The sequence below is a fragment of the Gordonia heveisoli genome (genome assembly GCF_030315745.1).
Lineage (GTDB): Bacteria > Actinomycetota > Actinomycetes > Mycobacteriales > Mycobacteriaceae > Gordonia.
In genome coordinates this window covers 318,146-335,508 of the sequence record NZ_JASXSH010000001.1, presented here as the reverse complement: position 1 = coordinate 335,508, position 17,363 = coordinate 318,146, and the positions used below count along the sequence as shown (strand labels likewise).

20 protein-coding genes are annotated in these 17,363 nt (G+C 67.3%); 7 read left to right on the top strand and 13 right to left on the bottom strand.

The window, feature by feature from the left end; genetic code table 11:
• Positions 1-16: 16 nt before the first annotated feature.
• The 5 genes from QSJ18_RS01500 to QSJ18_RS01480 form a co-directional block, all read right to left on the bottom strand.
• Positions 17-835: a DUF1295 domain-containing protein gene (locus tag QSJ18_RS01500; RefSeq protein ID WP_286324408.1), complete on the bottom strand. Its 819-nt coding sequence runs from the start codon at positions 833-835 to the stop codon at positions 17-19.
• Positions 832-2,109 (bottom strand): SAM-dependent methyltransferase, encoded by a 1,278-nt coding sequence (locus QSJ18_RS01495; RefSeq protein ID WP_286324407.1) that lies wholly within the window; start codon positions 2,107-2,109, stop codon positions 832-834. The genes QSJ18_RS01500 and QSJ18_RS01495 overlap by 4 nt, the downstream gene beginning before the upstream one ends.
• Positions 2,106-2,897, bottom strand: a complete 792-nt coding sequence (locus QSJ18_RS01490) for a DUF1365 domain-containing protein (protein WP_286324405.1) — start codon at positions 2,895-2,897, stop codon at positions 2,106-2,108. The genes QSJ18_RS01495 and QSJ18_RS01490 overlap by 4 nt, the downstream gene beginning before the upstream one ends.
• The gene (locus QSJ18_RS01485) at positions 2,894-4,258 is read right to left on the bottom strand and encodes an NAD(P)/FAD-dependent oxidoreductase (protein ID WP_286324404.1); all 1,365 of its coding nucleotides are present in this window, start codon (positions 4,256-4,258) and stop codon (positions 2,894-2,896) included. Before QSJ18_RS01485 ends, QSJ18_RS01490 begins: the two co-directional genes overlap by 4 nt.
• Positions 4,259-4,350: 92 nt before the next feature.
• Entirely contained in the window at positions 4,351-4,752 is a 402-nt protein-coding gene (locus tag QSJ18_RS01480) for a YccF domain-containing protein (RefSeq protein WP_286324403.1), read from the bottom strand.
• Between the two features lie 68 nt (positions 4,753-4,820).
• Here QSJ18_RS01480 and QSJ18_RS01475 point away from each other — a divergent pair, with 68 nt between their 5' ends.
• Positions 4,821-5,075 (top strand): hypothetical protein, encoded by a 255-nt coding sequence (locus QSJ18_RS01475; protein ID WP_286324402.1) that lies wholly within the window; start codon positions 4,821-4,823, stop codon positions 5,073-5,075.
• 43 nt (positions 5,076-5,118) lie between these two features.
• Here QSJ18_RS01475 and QSJ18_RS01470 read toward each other — a convergent pair whose 3' ends face one another.
• Positions 5,119-5,727 carry a maleylpyruvate isomerase family mycothiol-dependent enzyme gene (locus QSJ18_RS01470; protein ID WP_286324401.1) on the bottom strand — a complete coding sequence of 203 codons (609 nt, stop codon included), beginning with the start codon at positions 5,725-5,727 and terminating at the stop codon, positions 5,119-5,121.
• 34 nt (positions 5,728-5,761) lie between these two features.
• Here QSJ18_RS01470 and QSJ18_RS01465 point away from each other — a divergent pair, with 34 nt between their 5' ends.
• The 4 genes from QSJ18_RS01465 to QSJ18_RS01450 all read left to right on the top strand — a co-directional run bounded on the left by QSJ18_RS01465 (position 5,762) and on the right by QSJ18_RS01450 (position 10,241).
• Positions 5,762-6,616: a helix-turn-helix domain-containing protein gene (locus QSJ18_RS01465; protein WP_286324400.1), complete on the top strand. Its 855-nt coding sequence runs from the start codon at positions 5,762-5,764 to the stop codon at positions 6,614-6,616.
• Positions 6,617-6,809: 193 nt separating this feature from the next.
• On the top strand, positions 6,810-8,102 hold the full coding sequence (locus QSJ18_RS01460) for a helix-turn-helix domain-containing protein (RefSeq protein WP_286324399.1): 1,293 nt from the start codon (positions 6,810-6,812) through the stop codon (positions 8,100-8,102).
• Positions 8,103-8,257: 155 nt separating this feature from the next.
• The gene (gene exaC, locus QSJ18_RS01455; RefSeq protein WP_286324398.1) at positions 8,258-9,781 is read left to right on the top strand and encodes an acetaldehyde dehydrogenase ExaC; all 1,524 of its coding nucleotides are present in this window, start codon (positions 8,258-8,260) and stop codon (positions 9,779-9,781) included.
• A 37-nt stretch (positions 9,782-9,818) separates the two neighbouring features.
• On the top strand, positions 9,819-10,241 hold the full coding sequence (locus QSJ18_RS01450; protein WP_286324397.1) for a DUF779 domain-containing protein: 423 nt from the start codon (positions 9,819-9,821) through the stop codon (positions 10,239-10,241).
• A 168-nt stretch (positions 10,242-10,409) separates the two neighbouring features.
• On the opposite strand, the gene QSJ18_RS01445 is transcribed toward QSJ18_RS01450, so the two are convergent.
• The 5 genes from QSJ18_RS01445 to QSJ18_RS01425 form a co-directional block, all read right to left on the bottom strand.
• Positions 10,410-10,877: a hypothetical protein gene (locus QSJ18_RS01445; RefSeq protein ID WP_286324396.1), complete on the bottom strand. Its 468-nt coding sequence runs from the start codon at positions 10,875-10,877 to the stop codon at positions 10,410-10,412.
• On the bottom strand, positions 10,874-11,524 hold the full coding sequence (locus tag QSJ18_RS01440; RefSeq protein WP_286324395.1) for a DUF2306 domain-containing protein: 651 nt from the start codon (positions 11,522-11,524) through the stop codon (positions 10,874-10,876). Before QSJ18_RS01440 ends, QSJ18_RS01445 begins: the two co-directional genes overlap by 4 nt.
• Before the next feature lie 97 nt (positions 11,525-11,621).
• Entirely contained in the window at positions 11,622-12,926 is a 1,305-nt protein-coding gene (locus tag QSJ18_RS01435; protein WP_286324394.1) for a sensor histidine kinase, read from the bottom strand.
• Complete coding sequence (locus tag QSJ18_RS01430) at positions 12,910-13,548, bottom strand: response regulator (protein WP_286324393.1); 639 nt, start codon at positions 13,546-13,548, stop codon at positions 12,910-12,912. Before QSJ18_RS01430 ends, QSJ18_RS01435 begins: the two co-directional genes overlap by 17 nt.
• Positions 13,549-13,676: 128 nt before the next feature.
• Positions 13,677-14,387, bottom strand: a complete 711-nt coding sequence (locus QSJ18_RS01425; RefSeq protein WP_286324392.1) for an SDR family NAD(P)-dependent oxidoreductase — start codon at positions 14,385-14,387, stop codon at positions 13,677-13,679.
• Positions 14,388-14,401: 14 nt separating this feature from the next.
• Here QSJ18_RS01425 and QSJ18_RS01420 point away from each other — a divergent pair, with 14 nt between their 5' ends.
• Both QSJ18_RS01420 and QSJ18_RS01415 read left to right on the top strand, forming a co-directional pair.
• Entirely contained in the window at positions 14,402-14,680 is a 279-nt protein-coding gene (locus QSJ18_RS01420; RefSeq protein WP_286324391.1) for an MlaD family protein, read from the top strand.
• Positions 14,653-15,225, top strand: a complete 573-nt coding sequence (locus QSJ18_RS01415) for a hypothetical protein (protein ID WP_286324390.1) — start codon at positions 14,653-14,655, stop codon at positions 15,223-15,225. The genes QSJ18_RS01420 and QSJ18_RS01415 overlap by 28 nt, the downstream gene beginning before the upstream one ends.
• Before the next feature lie 129 nt (positions 15,226-15,354).
• Here QSJ18_RS01415 and QSJ18_RS01410 read toward each other — a convergent pair whose 3' ends face one another.
• Both QSJ18_RS01410 and QSJ18_RS01405 read right to left on the bottom strand, forming a co-directional pair.
• On the bottom strand, positions 15,355-15,978 hold the full coding sequence (locus QSJ18_RS01410; RefSeq protein ID WP_286324389.1) for a DUF937 domain-containing protein: 624 nt from the start codon (positions 15,976-15,978) through the stop codon (positions 15,355-15,357).
• 1 nt (position 15,979) lies between these two features.
• A complete protein-coding gene (locus QSJ18_RS01405; protein ID WP_462475959.1) occupies positions 15,980-17,077 on the bottom strand; it encodes an alpha/beta hydrolase in 1,098 nt (365 codons plus the stop codon).
• Positions 17,078-17,363: the final 286 nt, after the last annotated feature.

Below are 17,363 nucleotides of genomic sequence, written 5' to 3'. Positions count from 1 at the left end.
GGGGGTGGGGAGCTACTCAGGGCTGGGGTCGTCGATCGGCGAGGCGTCGGGGCGGGCGGGGCAGGAAGTAGGAGGTGCGCAGTTGATACTCGCGATAGCCCGGGCGACTGCTCATCGATCGTTCGAGCAGGCGGGCGCCGGTGGCGTACACCAGGAAGTAGGTCATCGCGACAGGGGAGGCGATGGTCAGGGCCGCGGGCCAGGCTCCGGCCGCGATCAGCCAGATACCCCACCACACGCAGGAGTCGCCGAAGTAGTTCGGATGCCGGGTCCATGCCCACAGACCGCCGTCCATGATCTGACCTCGGCTGCCGGGATCATCCTTGAACCGCCGGAGCTGGGCGTCACCGACGGATTCGAATACGAACCCGAAGATGCACACCACCGTGCCGACGATGAGTAGTGAACGTCCGAGCGGTCCGGTTCCGCCCGCCACCACCGCCGACACCTGTATGGGCAGCGAGACAAACCACTGCGAAATGCCCTGGGTGGCGAAGACCTTGCGGATCACGGCGCCGATACTGCCGTCGGTGCGTGCGAGGAGTTCGGTGTAGCGCGGGTCCTCGCCGCGGCCGGCCGACTTGCGGACCATATGCCACGACAGCCGCAGTCCCCACACCGTGACGAGGGCGGCGAGCACCCACCGTCGGGTCGGGTCACCGCCGCCGACGACCAGGGCGAGCAGTGCGACGGCGACGAACCCGGCACCCCAGGCCACGTCGACGACGTTGTAGCGGCCGATTCGGCGCCCGACGGCGAAGGTGACCGCCTGGATGACGGCGAGTACCGCGAGGCTCACCGCGGACAGCACGAAGAATCCAAGCCAGCCGGTCATCGGGTCACCTCCGTCGGTCGGGTGAAGACGAGTTGATGAACGTCGAGATAGCCGGCGCGGAACCCGGCTTCGGAGTAGGCCAGATAGAAGCGCCACATCCGTTCGAAGGTTCGGTCGAAACCGAGCCGTCGTACATCGTCGTGATGTGCGTCGAAGCGTTCCCGCCAGAGCTTCAGGGTCTGGGCGTAGTGGGTGCCGAAGGCCATCGACGAGGTCAACCGAAGGTGCGAATGTCGGGCCGCGGTCTCGGCGAGTGCGTCGACCGACGGCAGCTGTCCGCCGGGGAAGATGTACTTCTGCACCCAGGTATATGTGTTGTGTGAAACCGACATTCGGTCATGCGGCATGGTGATCGCCTGGATCGCGACCCGGCCGTGCGGACGGAGGACATGGTCGAGTTGCTCGAAGTAGGCAGGCCAGTACTGTGCGCCGACGGCCTCGATCATCTCGACCGACACGACCGCGTCATAGGTGCCGGTCACCTCGCGGTAGTCGAGCAGTTCGATGCTCACCCGGTCGGACAGACCGGCCTCGGCGACGCGTCGACGGGCCAGGTCGCGCTGGTGGGCGGACAGGGTGACCGAGGTGACCATCGCACCCCGGGCGCCGGCTCGGAGGCAGAGTTCACCCCAGCCGGTGCCGATCTCGAGGAGTCGAGTGCCGGGGCCGACGCCGGCCAGGTCCAGCAGCCGGTCGATCTTGCGATGCTGGGCGGCCACCAGATCTGGCCAGGCCGCGGCCAGCGGCGGTCCGTCGAACAGCCCGCTCGAATAGGACATGGTCTCGTCCAGGAAGGTGGCGAACAGCTCGTCGGAGAGATCGTAGTGTGCGGCGATGTGTCGACGGGAGTTCGCCTGCGTATTTGCTTCGGCAGCCGGGCGCGACGGTAGCACCAGACGTCGAAGATGTTGCAGCGCAGGAGGTATGAGTGTCGAAGCCTGCTCGGCGAAAGGCGTCAGCACGCCGACGAGATCGTCGGTGGTCCAGTCACCGGCCATGAAAGACTCACCGAACCCGATCAGACCGGTCGAACCCACACGTCGGGCGAACTGGTCTGGACGCCGAATGATCATGCGCGGCTGGATACGTCCGGTTGCCGGACCGGCGTCGGCGCCGTGGGGATACTCCACCCTGATGTCGAGCTTGCCGACCGCGCGGCGGAACAGCCACATCGCGGCCCGGGCCCGTATCCCCGACAATCGGCCCGCAGGTGCTGCGGCGACGTCGGGCCAACGCGTCGGATCTGGTGAGCAGGAGACGGTGGAATCGTTCATGAGTCGGTCCTCGTTCGCGGTGAATGGCGTCGCGGGTTTTCGGGTCGCGGGTGAATGGGTAGCCGCCGCAGCCACAGGCGGATGCCCTGGAGCCGTATCCGGCCGGCGACGAGCAGCGGTGCCAGCGGGGTCCGAAGCTGCGCCCGCGCGACCGCGCCCGTCGATGCCTGCACCGTCCGGCCGCGCAGGGTGGCGACGAACGGCTGTTCGTCGTCCCGGCGCAAGGTCACCGACAGGGCGACCCGACCGTCGGCACCGGGTTCGGGCAGGGACAGGTCGTAGCGGCCGGAGACGTCGTTGAACGGTGAGACATAGAACCGTTTGTCGGTGTGTGCGCGACCGTCGCGGTCGGGCGTCAGCAGATAGCAATGACGACCGCCGTAGGTGTTGTGCACCTCGGCGACGATCAGACACAGCCGCTCGTCGGCGTCATGACACCAGAAGACGCTCAGCGGATTGAACACATAGCCGGCCACCCGGGGTGACAGCAGCGCGGTCACCCGCCCGGCGGGTGGGGTGACACCGGCGCCGACCAGGTGGTCGTCCAGCCGCTGCCGCAACGACTGGTCGGGGGTAGGCGGCTCGGGGAAGTGATCGTCGCCGCGGAACCGGGCGAACGGTGCCAGCATCCGGGGGAGCCGCGGCAGTTCCTCGACGTCGACGAACCAGGACTGACTCCGATAGGCGAAGCTGTGCCGCACCGGGCCGGTGCGGGTGTGGACGATGCGGGTCGGCACCAGCGAGGGGGTCGGTGCCGAGGGGCTGATCACCTCGGCGACGTCGGTCATGGCGTGGCCACCCGATCGTGCTCGGGCTGGTCGGTCCAGCTCAGTCCCAGTCGGGCCGCGGCCCGTGCGCCCGACGCGGCGCCGTCCTCGTGAAATCCCCATCCGTGGTAGGCCCCGGCGAAGACGACCCGGCTGGAGTCGATCTCGGGCAGGCGGGCCTGCGCGGCGACGGATTCGACGGTGTAGACGGGATGTTCGTAGGTCATCTCGGCCAGGACCTGCGCCGGATCGACAAGGTCGGTTCGTCCCATGGTGACCAGCAGCCGGGGTTTGGCGACGGCCAGGCGCATCAGCCTGGTGAGGTCGTAGGTGACGGCGATCTCGCCGGGACCACGGCCGTCGTCGCGGATCTGATAGTTCCACGATGCACGGGCCTTCTCGGCACGTGGCAGCAGCCAGGTGTCGGTGTGCAGGACAGCGGGTTTGGCGGCGTAGCGGATCGAGCCGAGGACTTCCGATACCAGCGGGCCGGGGTCGGTGAGCATGGCGAGGGCCTGATGGGGATGGGTGGCGACCACGACGGCGTCGAAGGTCTCGACAGCGTCGTCGGTGGTGACCGTGACGCCGTCGGCGGACTCGGTGATGCGGCGGACCGGCGCGGACAACCGGATCGTCCCGCCCCGGGCACGGACCCCGTCCGCCACCGCGTCGACGTACTGCACCGACCCGCCCCGTACGGTTCGCCAGGTGGGGGAGCCGAAGACGGTCAGCATGCCGTGATGATCGAGAAAGGTGAACAGGTAGCGGGCGGGATAGGCTGCGGCGGTGTGTGATTCGCACGACCACACGGCTGCGACCAGAGGCAGGAGAAAGTTGTCGCGGAAGTAGTCGCTGAAACCCTCGCGGTCGACGAACTCCGACAGCGGGATGTCGTCGCCCGCGGCGTCGAGCACACGGCGGGCGGCCCGATGGAAACGGGTGATCTCCACGAGCATGCGCAGGTAGCGGCCACGCGTCAGGGTGCGCATGGTGGGGAACAGTCCCGACAGCCCTAACGCACCCGCATATTCGAGGCCGCTGATCTCCGAGCGCACCGACATCGACATGTCGGTGTCGGTGGTGGCGATCCCCAACTCGTCGAACAACGTCAACAGCGTGGGATAGGTGCGATCGTTGTGGACGATGAACCCGGTGTCGACGGCGACCCGCGAACCGTCGTCGAGGGTGACGTACTGGGTGTGGGCGTGGCCCCCGAGCCGATCGTCGGCTTCGAAGAGCGTGATGCGGGCATGCCGGGCGGCGATGTGTGCGGCGGTCAGACCGGCGACGCCACCGCCGATGACCGCCACCGAGGCGGGGCGTTCACCGGTGACGGGGACCGGTACCTGCGGGACTGGCGGATGTCGATCGAGGTCGTCCATGCCGGGTATTCGGCGCCGCCGACGATCTGGATGGGTTCACCCGGCAGACGGGTTTCACCGACCTGGCCCGGCCGTCGGGGAAACCCCGGTGGTCAGACGGCGGGCATCGATGCGCGCGGATCGTTGGTGGACACGATCTCGGTGCCGAGCGGAAGCAGCGAGATCGGCACCATCTTGAAGCTGGCGATGCCGAGCGGGATACCGATGATCGTCACACACATCGCCAGGCCGGTCGCGATGTGGCCGATGGCCAGCCACAGGCCCGCGACGACGATCCAGATGATGTTGCCGATCACCGATGCCGCACCTGCGGTGGGTTTGCGGATGGTGGTGCGCCCGAACGGCCACAGCGCGTAGTTCGCCATCCGGAAGGAGGCGATGCCGAACGGGATGGTGATGATGAGGATGCAGCAGATGATGCCGGCGATCACATACCCCAGTGCCATCCAGATCCCGCAGAGAAGCAGCCAGATGACATTCAGAATCGTCTTCATGAGGTCATTGTGCGCTGCTGCCGACGCTGATGCCTGGATATGCTCGAGCCCGTGTGCAGGGGTGGACGGTGAACGCCGACAACGGACGACGCCGCGAGATCGTCTGGGCTCTCGTCACCACCGTGGTGCTGGTGGTCCGGATCTTCACCACGATCGGCTTGGTGCTGTTGGTCATCGGCTGGGCGCTCGCCTCGGTGCGCGACTCGATGAACAACGACTTCCTTTGGCCGTCGATCATCTGCGGCGCCGCGTTGCTGGTCAGCACCTATCTCTACAGCCACCTGCGGGCGGGATACCCGCGGCATAACGGATGGATTCCGTGACTGCTGGGGTAGCACCCGCCCGGAAGGTGGGAACGATGTCGATTCAGGCCCGACGACCCAGACGCGCCAGCAGGATCGTCTGACGGTCCGCGCCGGCTGGGATGTCGATGCGTGCGCAGACACCGTCGGCGTAGAGAGCATCGCCGAAGCCGTCCGCACCGGTTTCCAGGCTGGTCAGTTCGTCCTCGGTGAATCGGTGGTCGATACCGGCCGCGGTGGCGATGTCCCAGCGGTGCGCGATGAGGTCGAATCCGTAGAAGCGCAGCAGCGTGTCACCGATCGTGGTCGGGCCGAAGTGCCCGTCGTAGGTGCGCGCGGCGACGTCGGGGTCGGCGAGGATCTGCCCGACAGCGGCCCGATGGGCGCGCCACGCGATGGCCGGTTCGGTGAGGTCGGGGGCGGCGCCGAGGTCGATACCCTGTCCGGCCAGGAAGCTGCGCTGGGTGTCGATGACGTGCCCGACGACGTCGCGGGCACTCCAGCCCGCACACGGGGAAGCGGCTTCCCATCGCGATGCGCCCTCGTCGGCGGCTGAGGCACTGTCGACGGCATCGAGGACAGTACCGAATCCGTCGGCGAGTTCGGCGTATCGGTCGGCGGTGGTGGTTGCGGTGTTGTCGGTGGTTGCGGTGTTGTCGGTGGTTGAGGTCATGATGAGAGTCAACCGCGCAGGAGGTGGCCGGCACTTGAACAAACCCGACAGATCGTCGTCGGCGGTGGCGGGTGGCGGCCGCGGGCGACCCGATGACATCGAACGAGCTCACCTCGTCGACCCCGCAGACAGTTCGTATCGGATCGGACGATGGCCGCCGACCGCCGAGCTCACCGATCTGATCCGACGCTTCTGGGTGCCGATCTGGTCGGTTCCGGCCGACGCGGCACCGCAGCGAGTCCTGCAATATCCGGTGTGTCTGCTGGTGATCACCGAGGACTACGCACGGTTCTACGGAGTGGCCACCGGGCTGTCGGAGACCACGCTGACCGGTGACGGATGGGCGGTCGGGGTGATGCTGACACCGGCGGCCGGCGCACTCGTGATCGGTGGTGGCGTCCACGAATGGACCGATCGGCATGACGAACTCGACGCCGTCTTCGGCGACCGAGGCGCCGATCTCGCCCGGCGGGTGCGGGTGGTGATGAGCGTCGACGCCGACGAGAACACCCAACGTCGGGCGACCGCACTCGTCGAGGACTGGTTGCGGCCGCACCTACCCATCGACGCCGAAGGCCGCCTGATCAACGAGATCGTCGAATACGTCGAGAATCGGTCCGAGGTGACTGCGGTCGGCCAGATCTGCGATCACTTCCACCTCACCGAACGCAGTCTGCAACGCATCACCCGTCGGCGGCTCGGGCTCACCCCAAAGTGGCTGATCCAGCGCAGGCGGCTCCATGAGGCCGCCGAGCGGCTCCGCGAACCCGGCGACACCCTCGCGGTGCTGGCCGCCGAACTCGGTTATGCCGACGAGGCGCACCTCGTCCGGGATTTCCGCACGGTCACCGGGATGACGCCCCGCGGCTTCTCGGCGCGCTTCGACTGATGGCACCGGATCCCGGCGGCAGTGGCCGACCGACATCGACACGGCCGGGATTCCCGCATACCCTGGGCATTCGCACCCGCAGCAGGCGTTCGGTCGGCCGCGGGTAGGGTCGGGGGCTGATTTGATGCCTGTTGCCCAGGTCACACCTGGCGCGGCAGAATCGTGCAGGACGGCAGCAATCGACGGAGGTGGAATGAGCGACGCTACCGCGGTGGCCGCACGCATCCGTCGAGCGTACGAGGACTTTCTCTCCGGGGTGACGCCGCCGACGGACACGGTGCGGTCGGTGGTGCGCGACTCGTGGGCGCGCTCGCTCAAACGCGGGATCGACCCCGGCATCACCGACTCGGTCGCCGTGGCCCCGGCGGCGCCACCAGCGATGAGCGACGCCGAATTCGCCGAGTATCGCGCTGCCCACCCGATCACCGCGGTGCGTCCGCTCGTCCAATCGCTCATGGTCGACGCCATCGCCGATTCCGGCGTGGTCGTCGCACTCACCGACCAGGTCGGCCGTCTGCTCTGGATCGAAGGCGATTCCGACGCGCGGGATAAGGCCGGGCGGATCAACTTCGTCGAGGGTTCGGTGTGGAGTGAGGAAGTCGTCGGCACCAACGCTCCCGGACTGGCGCTGGCTGTCGACCAGGGCGTGCAGGTTGTCGGACCCGAACATTTCGCCGGTGCGGTGCAGGAGTGGAGCTGTGCTGCCGCACCCGTGCACGATCCGGTCACCGGACACGTCATCGGCGTCATCGACGTCACCGGTGGGCGCGAGGTCGCCGCACCCTTCGCGCTGGCCGCGGTGCGATCTGTGGTCGCGGCGGTGGAGCGCGAATTACACTCCACCGCAATCGATCTTGCGGATCCGAAGGTCTTCTCGGCGTCCGGCAGGGGGGCCGGACCGCGGTTGTCGGTGCTCGGTGAGGGCGGCTACCGCTGGGACAGCGGCGTCGGTACCCGGTCGCTGTCGCGCCGTCATGCGGAGATCTTGGTGTTGCTGCAGGCCCATCCCCAGGGGCTGAACACCGAACAACTGGCCCTGCACCTGGCCGAGGACGGCATCGATCCGGTGACGGTGCGTGCCGAGATCTCCCGCCTACGACGCGACCTCGGCCCGGATGTCGTCGGCTCGCGTCCGTACCGGCTGACCGTCGAACTGGGTTCTGACCTCGCCGATCTGCGGGGCCAGGTCGCTGCCGGGGGCTCCGGCCTCGGGACCGCGATCGCGGCGCTGGGACGCGGCGGCCTGCTCGTCGAGTCGTCGGCACCGGGCATCGTCGAGATCTTCGAAGAACTGCGCGAGGACATCCGTTCGCGGGTGATCGCCGACGGCGAGGTGTCGGTGCTGCGAACGTGGACGTCGTCGGCGCACGGGCGCGACGACCTGGTGGCCTGGCGCCGGCTGGAGCATCGTCTCCCCGTCGGGCATCCCGACCGCGCGGTGGCCGGTGGCCGGATCCGGTTGCTCGACCGGCGATACGGGGTCTGACCAAACGGCGGTGCTGCGATATAGATGCAGTTCAGAGTAGCTTTTCCGCGGGTTCGAACAAGGCTGCAACGCACCTGCAACGCGTAGACTCCTACTGTGTGTGACAGATCACATGATCCCTCGTTGAGTCGAGGACGACACAGAGGAGACCCTCCATGACCGTGTATGCAAAGCCGGGTACCGACGGCTCGGTGATGAGCTTCGAATCGCGCTATGACAACTGGATCGGCGGGGCCTGGGTGCCGCCGGTCAAGGGCCAGTACTTCGAGAATCCGTCACCCGTGGACGGCAAGACCTTCTGTGAGGTTGCCCGCTCGACCGCCGAGGACATCGACCTCGCGCTGGACGCTGCACACAAGGCCGCGCCGGCCTGGGGCAAGACCTCGGTCGCCGAACGGTCGCTGGTGCTGCTGCGTATCGCGGACCGCATCGAGGAGAACCTGGAGAAGATCGCCGTCGCCGAGACCTGGGACAACGGCAAGGCTGTGCGTGAGACGCTGGCCGCCGACATCCCGCTCGCGGTCGATCATTTCCGCTACTTCGCCGGCGCGCTGCGCGCCCAGCAGGGTGGCATCTCGGAGATCGACGAGGACACCGTCGCCTATCACTTCCACGAGCCGCTCGGCGTCGTCGGCCAGATCATCCCGTGGAACTTCCCGATCCTGATGGCGGTCTGGAAGCTGGCTCCCGCGCTGGCGGCCGGCAACGCGGTGGTGCTCAAGCCTGCCGAGCAGACCCCGGCGTCGATCCTCTACCTGATGTCGCTGATCTCGGATCTGGTGCCCGCCGGCGTGCTCAACATCGTCAACGGCTTCGGTGTCGAAGCCGGTAAGCCGCTGGCCTCGAGCAACCGCATCCGCAAGATCGCCTTCACCGGTGAGACCACCACCGGCCGTCTGATCAGCCAGTACGCCTCGGAGAACCTGATCCCGGTCACCCTGGAGTTGGGCGGCAAGAGCCCGAACATCTTCTTCGGTGACGTCACCGCGAAGGATGACGGCTATCTGGACCGCGCGCTTGAGGGCTTCGCGATGTTCGCCCTCAACCAGGGCGAGGTGTGCACCTGCCCGAGCCGTTCGCTCATCCAGGCCGACATCTACGAGGAATTCCTGGGCCGCGCGATCGACCGGGTCAAGGCGATCAAGCAGGGCAACCCGCTCGACACCGACACGATGATGGGTGCGCAGGCATCCAACGATCAGTTCGAGAAGATCTCCTCGTATCTGGCGATCGGCAAGGAGGAAGGGGCCAAGGTCCTCACCGGCGGCGAGCCCGCCGACCTCGGCGGCGATCTGTCCGGCGGCTTCTACATCCAGCCGACCGTCTTCGCCGGTGACAACAAGATGCGGATCTTCCAGGAGGAGATCTTCGGTCCGGTGCTCGCGGTCACGCCGTTCAAGGATTACGAAGAGGCCATGTCGATCGCCAACGACACCCTCTACGGCCTCGGTGCCGGCGTGTGGACGCGTGACGGTGCCACCGCCTACCGTGCCGGTCGCGAGATCCAGGCCGGCAGGGTGTGGACCAACACCTACCACGACTACCCGGCGCACGCCGCCTTCGGCGGGTACAAGCAGTCCGGTATCGGTCGCGAGAATCACCTGATGATGCTCGAGCATTACCAGCAGACCAAGAACCTGCTGGTCGGATACGCTCAGAATGCGAAGGGCTTCTTCTGATCCGGTAGCCGATCGATGAAAGAGCAGGTGGATCCCCGTGTCAGATCTACAGATTCCTGATCGGGTGGTCGCCACAGACGCCGCCGTGCAGCTCCTGACGAAACTGTCGGAGCTGCACGGCGGTCTCATGATCCACCAGTCCGGTGGATGCTGTGACGGCTCGGCCCCGATGTGCTACCCCGTGGGGGAGTACCGGATAGGTCAGCGCGACGTGTTGGTCGGCGAGATCGCGTTGCCCGAACCCATTCCCGCCGTGCGGGTCTGGATCAACGGTGATCAGTTCGAGTTGTGGAAGCATACGCAACTGATCCTCGACGTCGTCGCCGGTCGTGGCGCCGGATTCAGTTTGGAGGCCCCCGAAGGCGTGCGATTCCTCTCGCGGGCAAGGACTTTCACCCCAGGCGAGCAGGCGGCGCTGGCAGCTGATCCGCCACAGACGGGCGCCATGGTCTTCGGGTGATCGTGGTGTCGGTGACCTGAGGGGGCCTCACCGGGCACTTGTTGTGCCGCCACCAGATGCGTCCGGCGTCGGGGCCGGTGTAGCACGAACCACGGCGTCCGCGACGATGATCGTCGTGGACGCCGTGGTCGTTGTCGGGGCTGGACGGGCTGGGTATCTCTCAATCGATCACCACTGATCGAAGGAGATGTTGGTGGCCGGGTAGTGGCTGCCGAAGTTGTGCGTGATCGAGTGCTGTCCGGCACCCGGACCCGACATGCCGGTCGTCCCGGTGTTGGTATTCGTCTGCGAGTTCAGCACTTCGTAGGTGGCGGTGGGTCCACCGGTTCCGACCCGGTAGGCGATATTGACGGCCAGTTTCTGCCCGGTCGGGGCGACGACCTTGATGATCTCGCTCGCCCCGGGAGCCAGCGTTCGCGACGGGCCGTTGACCCAGACGCCGTTGCCGCTGATGGTGGACGTCACCAGATGTTCGGTCTTGTTGGTGTGGTTGGTGATGGTCATCGCGACCGACGGCTCGCCGGCATGGGTGACCGGCATGGTGCCTGCGCCGGCGGCACCAGCTCCGATCAGGCCGATGGCGGCGATCCCGGCGAGGCCGGCGGTTGCGGTGGCGATGCGGGTGGTGGTGTTCATGGTTTCTCCTTGATGTCGATCCCGGTCGGATTCGGTCCGGGCTGTTCGGTTGTCGTTCTGACACCAAGAACTCTCCCGTGAACAGGGGTTTCGGGAACTCCGCCGACCGGGGGATGTGCCGGTTGACCCGCGGGTCCACCGATCGGGGGACCCGACGGCTGCCGGTCGCTGACGAACAGTCCGAGCAGGATGCCGGTCACCAGCCCGAGCCACGGGGACAGCGTTTGTGTCCACACGGCGACGGGGTCGTCGATGCCGTCCGCATGGCTCTCCAGCCAGTTCGACCCCACTGTTGCCAACAGGGTGCCGTAGACGCGGTTGAGGATCACCGAGAAGGCGAGGCAGGCGCTGCGGATCATCCAGCGTCGGTGCAGATCCACGCGTCCGCCGACGATGGCGCGTACCCCGAATGCGGTGTAACCCATCCACAGGCAGGCCAGGATGACATCGGAGACCTGGGCGGCCGGGCCGAACGGGCTGTGGGTGCCGATCGCGAAGGCGCTCGGTCCCGCAATCGCAACGGCGAGGACATACAGTCGGCCTTCCCTCCTGTGCCACTGCGGGTTTCGGTGACGCCACCACGCCCAGACCTGACCCGCGGCGCAACACATGGCGACCGCGGCGACGGTGACGTGGACGACCAGCATCGGGCGGCGCAGCGCGTGGGCACATCCCCCGCAGGAGGGAGGCGCCTCTCCCTCTCCCGAGCGAGCCCACGGTCCCGGTGGATCGCGGGACCTCGATTCAGGCGGTGCGTGCCGGATCAGCAGGATCGGTGGGGATCTCGGCGACGACGACGGTACCGCCCGCCGGGCGGCGCCGGATCGTCAGTGTGCCGCCGCGGCTCTCCAGACGGACCCGGCGCGACAGGAGTCCGATATGGCCGTCGGTGACGCGGTGATCGAGCATGGTGTCGTCGAAGCCCATCCCGTCGTCGACGACGACCAGCCGTGCGCGGGGGCCGAATTCGATGGTTGCCTCGACGTGGGTGGCCCGGGCATGTTTGACGATGTTGGTGAGCAGCTCGCGCGCCGTGGTGAACAGGATCGCGTCGACGGTGGTGGCCGCCGACGCCGGCCATCCCGCGGTGTCCACCGCGATGGTCAGCGAGGTGCGGTGTGCCACCGAGGTGGTCAGGTCGGTGAGGGCCGCGGCCAGGCCAGATCGTTCGAGGACCGCTGGATGCAGTTCGGCGAGGGTGGAGCGCAGGAGCCGCGCCGACTCGCGCAGCGCCTCGTCGATGCGCGCCGCGGCGGTGCGATCAGAGTTGGGGGGATCGGGGGTGAGCGCGGGGAGTTCTTGACGGGCGGCCAGCACGTACTGCAGGGCGCCGTCGTGGAGATGTTCGGCGAGTTGCCTGCGTTCCCGCGCCTCGATCTCCATGATGTCATCGAGCAGCCGGCTCCGTTGGGCGGCAAGGGAACCGATCATCACCACCCGGGTCCGCTGCAACCGCGACAACCAGACCGCGCCGAGCGCGAGCGCGCCGATCACCCCGGTGCGCAGCCCGATGATGGTCCATGGTTCGCCGTTCGGGTCCTTCGCGAGCACGCTGCCGACGAAGTAGGTGATCACCGTCGGGACCATCACGACCGCGCAGAGGGCGGGGCGCAGGCTGATCGCCGCGATCATCGGGAGCAGGAAGAATCCGTTGACGAGAATGTCTGCGGTCCAGCTGATCTGGTCGGATTCGCTGGCGATCAGGGTGAGCAGTGTCAGCGCCGCCATGTCGATGAACAGCGCGGTCCAGGCGAAGCGGATGGCGAGCCATCCGCCGTGCGGGAGCAGTACGACGCCCACCACGCACCAGACCAGGTACACGGCCGCGATCACCAGACACCAGATGCCCGACCGCGCAGGTGGTTCCAGCGTAATGGCACCGAGGGCAAAGACTGCCAGGAGCACCCGCAGGACCGACTGGATCCGAACCCCGTCGAGCGCGGTGTCGAGCAGGATGGCGCGGATGGGTTCGGTGTCGGCGAGTTCGGTCGGCTTCAGCAGCGGGGCGGGATCGGGTACCCGCGCCCCCGGCTCATTCGAGGAGGCCACGGCGCATGGCCTCGGCGACCGCCGCGGCACGATCGGACACGCCGAGCTTCTCGTAGAGACGCTGGGTGTGGGTCTTCACCGTCGAAGCGCCGATGTACAGCTCGGATGCCACCTGCGGGATCGACTTGCCCTGGGCGAAACCGGCCAGCACCTGCCGTTCCCGCTCGGACAGCACCGGGGCGTCGGGCCGCGCGCGCATCCGGATCTCCCCGGCCAGCCCGGCTGCCAGCTCGGCCGGAACCACCGTCTCGCCCTTGGCGACCCGGGTCACCGCGGCCACGATCTCGTCGCGGCCGACGTCTTTGGCAAGATAGCCGGCCGCGCCGGACTGGAGGGCGTCGAAGACTATCGGTCCGTCGGTGATCGCCGACAGCAGCAGGATCCGGGTCGTCAGATCGTCGCGGACCGCGGCGCGCACGACGTCGATGCCGGTCATCCCGGGCATCTGATAGTCGACGACGGCGACGTCGGGTGCCGCGCTCCGGATCATTTCGAGACCGGACACACCATCGGCCGCCTCGCCGACGATCCGGACCCGCCCGCTCTGCGCGAGGCCGCGGGACACCCCGTCGCGGAAGAAGGGGTGGTCGTCGACGACGACCGCGGTGACGAGCCGATCCATTCGCCCAGGATATGACCTGGTCACCGACGGTGACCAGGAAATGCGGGATCACCCCGGACGGCGAACGGTCACGGGCCCATCGTCACCGGAGTGACGATGGGCCCGTTGGTGTGCCGATCGGTTCGCGACTACTGGCTGGACGCGGTGGCCATTCCCAGTCGGTTCATGTCCGGCACGAACGGCTGGTTGGCCAGCAGGCCGCCGTCCACACGAATGACCTCGCCGTTGATACCCCGCGAATCATCGGATGCCAGGAACAGGAACGCCTTGCCGAGTTCGGTCGGGCTGTTGAGAGCCTTGGCCATCGTGTGCTCGAGGTAGATGTCCTTGATGGGCTGGGGTAGCTGCTGGGCCGGCGGTGTGGTGGTGGTGCCCGGGCAGATCACGTTGGCGCGCACGCCCTCCTTGCCGTACTGCGTCGCGGTGTACTTGGTCAGCGCGATGATCGCGGCCTTGGTGGCACCGTAGCCACTGAGGCTGCTGTCGCCGGCGAAAGCATGGGTCGATGCGGTGTTGATGATCGAGCCGCCCTTCTCCCGCAGGTAGGGGAGGGTGTGCTTGGTCAACAGCATTGCCGAGCGCAGGTTGACGGCGAAGACGTTGTCCCACACCTCGACCTGCATGCCGGCGATGTCGCCGTCGTCGATCGGGAAGATGCCGGCGATGTTGACCACGATGTCCGGTGCGCCGAAGTGATCGACGGTGCGCTGAACCAGCTGCTCGATCTGCTGTTCCGCACGCAGGTCGACTTCGACGGCGAGCGCGGTCTTTTCGCCGTGCCGCTCGTTGAGGATCGCCGCCAGCCGCTCGGCACCCTCGATGTTGATGTCGGCCAGCACGACTCGTCACCGTGATGCTGTTCGCGCTCGTGCTGAACGCGATGCGCAACCCGGTGGACGGGAACACTCGGGAATTCAGCGCCGACTTCACCGATGCGTCGGGTCTGCATGTCAACGGTGACGTGCGCACCAAGGGTATGCGGATCGGCAAGGTGACCGCGGTGGATCTGGTCCAGGAGGACAATCGGCTGATCGCCCGGGTCAAGTTCTCCATGCTGGACCGTTACACGCTGACCGACACCACGAAACTGGCCAGTCCTCGTCGATGCTCACCAAACCGCTGTCGGCGCTGAAGGGGCGCTCGATCTCCATGTCGCAGTTGCTGACCGGCGTCGTGGTCGTCGCCCTCGTGGTGGCCGTCGCGGTGCTCGGCTGGATGCTCGCAGGAAAGTCCGACGACGTCAGCGCCATCGAGCAGCAGCAGAGTGATCGCACACACGCCGAGCAGATCGCACTGGACTATGCGACCGGTGCGGCGCAGATGGACTATCAGAACCCGGCCGAATGGCAGGCGCGACTGACGAAGGGCACCACCCCCGAACTGGGGGACCGGCTGCGCAAGGCGTCGACGTCGATGGAACAGCTCATCAAGCCGATGCAGTGGACCTCATCCTCGGAGCGGATCACCGCGAAGGTCGAGTCCGTCCAGAACGGCGTCTACCAGGTGGTCGCCTTCGTCAACGTGTACACCAAGAACATCCAGGCGCCGGACGGCATCGAGTCCACCGCGACCTACAAGATGACCGTCGACTCTAACAGCGACTGGGCGATCACCGAGATCACCGGTATCCCGACCGCATTCGGCGGCGATCAGCCGAGCCCGGTCCGGCCGAAGTGACTCCGCGGCGCTGATCGAGACTGCGCTGCTTGAGACTGCGCTGATCGAGACGACCCGGCCCGGTTCATCCGCATGACGGCGGGTGAACCGGGCCGGGTTGTGTCGTACCGGTGTCGGAGGGGTGCGGAACTACTTGCGGCCGCCCAGAATCGATCCCAGGAGATCGCCCAGACCGCCGGATTCCTTCTTCGCCGGGGCAGCCGAGCCACCACCCAGCATGCCGCCGAGAATCGACCCCAGGCCGCCGCCCAGGCCACCCCCGCCCTGTCCTCCCCCGAGGATTCCGCCGAGGACGTCGCCGAGTCCACCGCCCCCGGCGGCGTTGCCGGTGGGCTGCGCGGCACCGCCACCGAGGATCTTCTTGGTGAGGAAGCTGAGCACGATCGGGGCGAGGATCGGGAGCATCTTGGTGATGAGTCCCTGATCGACCGCTGCCGCGGGCACCTGTGTGGAGACGGCGTCGGCGACCGCATCGGTCTTGTCGCCGAAGATCTTCGCGACGATCTTGGAGCCGTCGGCGGTGTCGACGTCGCCGACGTTGATCTCGCCCTGGGCGAGGTCGTTGTCGTGCTGGGCCAGCGCGCCCACCAGGCGCTGTGCCGATTCCTCATCGCCGGTCTGGGCCTGCAGGCCGGTCAGCAGCGCGGGGACGGCCTGGGCGGCCGCTTCGCGGGCGGACTCCTCGTCCACGCCGAGTTGGGCGGCGATGTCGCCCATGGGTAAACGTGCGAGGAGGTCGTCGACGTCGGACATGTCAGCTGCCTTTCGGGAGGGGGATCGGCGCGCGAGAGCGTCGCTCGTCGGCTGTCATCGTAGAGGAGATGAACTGTGCGGCAGCGGAAACGGCGTGCCGCGATTCGGGGGTCAGTCGCGGGAACATCTGGAAGACGTGGCTCTGGTCGGGCCAGGCCTGCAGCAGGCTGAGCGCGCCGGCCTCGGTGAGCGCGGCATGCATGGCCCGGGCGTCGGCACCCATGACCTCCAGCCCGCCGTACTGGATCAGGGTGTCGGGCAACGTCATAGCGGTATTGAGCGGGATGCGCATCCGGTGGTGGTCGGGGTCGGCGTCCCGGGTGTAGAGGCGCAGGATCTTCTGTGCCGCCACCGCGTCGATGATCGGGTCCCGGTGGCCGTTGAGCTGATGGTCCACGGCGAGTTGGAACGTGGGGTCATAGAGCGGGGAGAACAGCACCATCGCCGCAGGCTGCGGTACCCCGGCGGCGTGATTGGCGGCGAGGAGATCCAGGGCCAGGTGCCCGCCGGCGGAATCACCGCCGATGACGATCTGTTCGGGGGCGAAACCCTGCGACAGCAGCCAGTGGTAGCCGCGGATCGCGTCGTCGCCTCCGCTTGGCCACCCGTATTCGGGCCCGAGGCGGTAGTCGAGGACGAATGCCGGCATGCCGACGCGGTGACTCAGCCGTGCGACCAGTCCACGGTGCGTACGCGCCGAGCAGACCACGAAGCCGCTCCCATGCAGGTAATAGAGAACCTGCTGGTCGCGATGGATCGGGGTGTCGGCGATCCGTGGGCCGCGTACCCATTCGCCGCGGACCTCGCCCCGGATCGCACCGCCGTCGTAGCGGGTGCGCACGGTGGCACTGCGGGTACCCGCGGGCACCGGTGACAGCGCCACCAGGGTGCGGTTGACGCCGGGCCGCATAGTCCTGATCATCTGGGCGGTCACTCGTGGACTGCTGAGTCCGGCGCCGGACATCAGCGGTCGCGCCACGCGGGACAGGTACCCGTTCATCGCCCGAGCCCGAGCCGAGCCGCGGTCGGCGGGCTCGGCCGCCGGATGAGACAGATTGGGGGGCGTCGTTGCACTCACGAACTTCACGGTAGTACGCATCGAACTTCGGTGGACTGAATTCCGGGTAGTTCGGACGCGTCCAGCCCGCCCCGACAATGGCGTCTGGCCTGCCGAATCATCTTCTCTGTGGTAGCCGGATTTCAATACTTGGCACCCCCCGTGAGAAAATGGCCGACAATGCTCCTGCGGCAACGCCAGGCGCGCCCTGATCGGGCTGCGTGTGCGTTGGGCGGTGAAGCAGGGTGGTATCGGTTCGCTGCGGCGGACCGGACGAACTCGTCAGCAACGGCGCTGATGCGGACGCCACCATGTGACCGTCAGATCC

Excerpts from the sequence above, each read along its gene's own strand:
- QSJ18_RS01500 (WP_286324408.1), bottom strand. The coding sequence starts at position 835 with ATGACCGGCTGGCTTGGATTCTTCGTGCTGTCCGCGGTGAGCCTCGCG.
- QSJ18_RS01495 (WP_286324407.1), bottom strand. The coding sequence starts at position 2,109 with ATGAACGATTCCACCGTCTCCTGCTCACCAGATCCGACGCGTTGGCCC.
- QSJ18_RS01490 (WP_286324405.1), bottom strand. The coding sequence starts at position 2,897 with ATGACCGACGTCGCCGAGGTGATCAGCCCCTCGGCACCGACCCCCTCG.
- QSJ18_RS01485 (WP_286324404.1), bottom strand. The coding sequence starts at position 4,258 with ATGGACGACCTCGATCGACATCCGCCAGTCCCGCAGGTACCGGTCCCC.
- QSJ18_RS01480 (WP_286324403.1), bottom strand. The coding sequence starts at position 4,752 with ATGAAGACGATTCTGAATGTCATCTGGCTGCTTCTCTGCGGGATCTGG.
- QSJ18_RS01470 (WP_286324401.1), bottom strand. The coding sequence starts at position 5,727 with ATGACCTCAACCACCGACAACACCGCAACCACCGACAACACCGCAACC.
- QSJ18_RS01460 (WP_286324399.1), top strand. The coding sequence starts at position 6,810 with ATGAGCGACGCTACCGCGGTGGCCGCACGCATCCGTCGAGCGTACGAG.
- exaC (WP_286324398.1), top strand. The coding sequence starts at position 8,258 with ATGACCGTGTATGCAAAGCCGGGTACCGACGGCTCGGTGATGAGCTTC.
- QSJ18_RS01445 (WP_286324396.1), bottom strand. The coding sequence starts at position 10,877 with ATGAACACCACCACCCGCATCGCCACCGCAACCGCCGGCCTCGCCGGG.
- QSJ18_RS01440 (WP_286324395.1), bottom strand. The coding sequence starts at position 11,524 with ATGCTGGTCGTCCACGTCACCGTCGCCGCGGTCGCCATGTGTTGCGCC.
- QSJ18_RS01430 (WP_286324393.1), bottom strand. The coding sequence starts at position 13,548 with ATGGATCGGCTCGTCACCGCGGTCGTCGTCGACGACCACCCCTTCTTC.
- QSJ18_RS01420 (WP_286324391.1), top strand. The coding sequence starts at position 14,402 with ATGCTGTTCGCGCTCGTGCTGAACGCGATGCGCAACCCGGTGGACGGG.
- QSJ18_RS01415 (WP_286324390.1), top strand. The coding sequence starts at position 14,653 with ATGCTCACCAAACCGCTGTCGGCGCTGAAGGGGCGCTCGATCTCCATG.
- QSJ18_RS01410 (WP_286324389.1), bottom strand. The coding sequence starts at position 15,978 with ATGTCCGACGTCGACGACCTCCTCGCACGTTTACCCATGGGCGACATC.
- QSJ18_RS01405 (WP_462475959.1), bottom strand. The coding sequence starts at position 17,077 with ATGCGTACTACCGTGAAGTTCGTGAGTGCAACGACGCCCCCCAATCTG.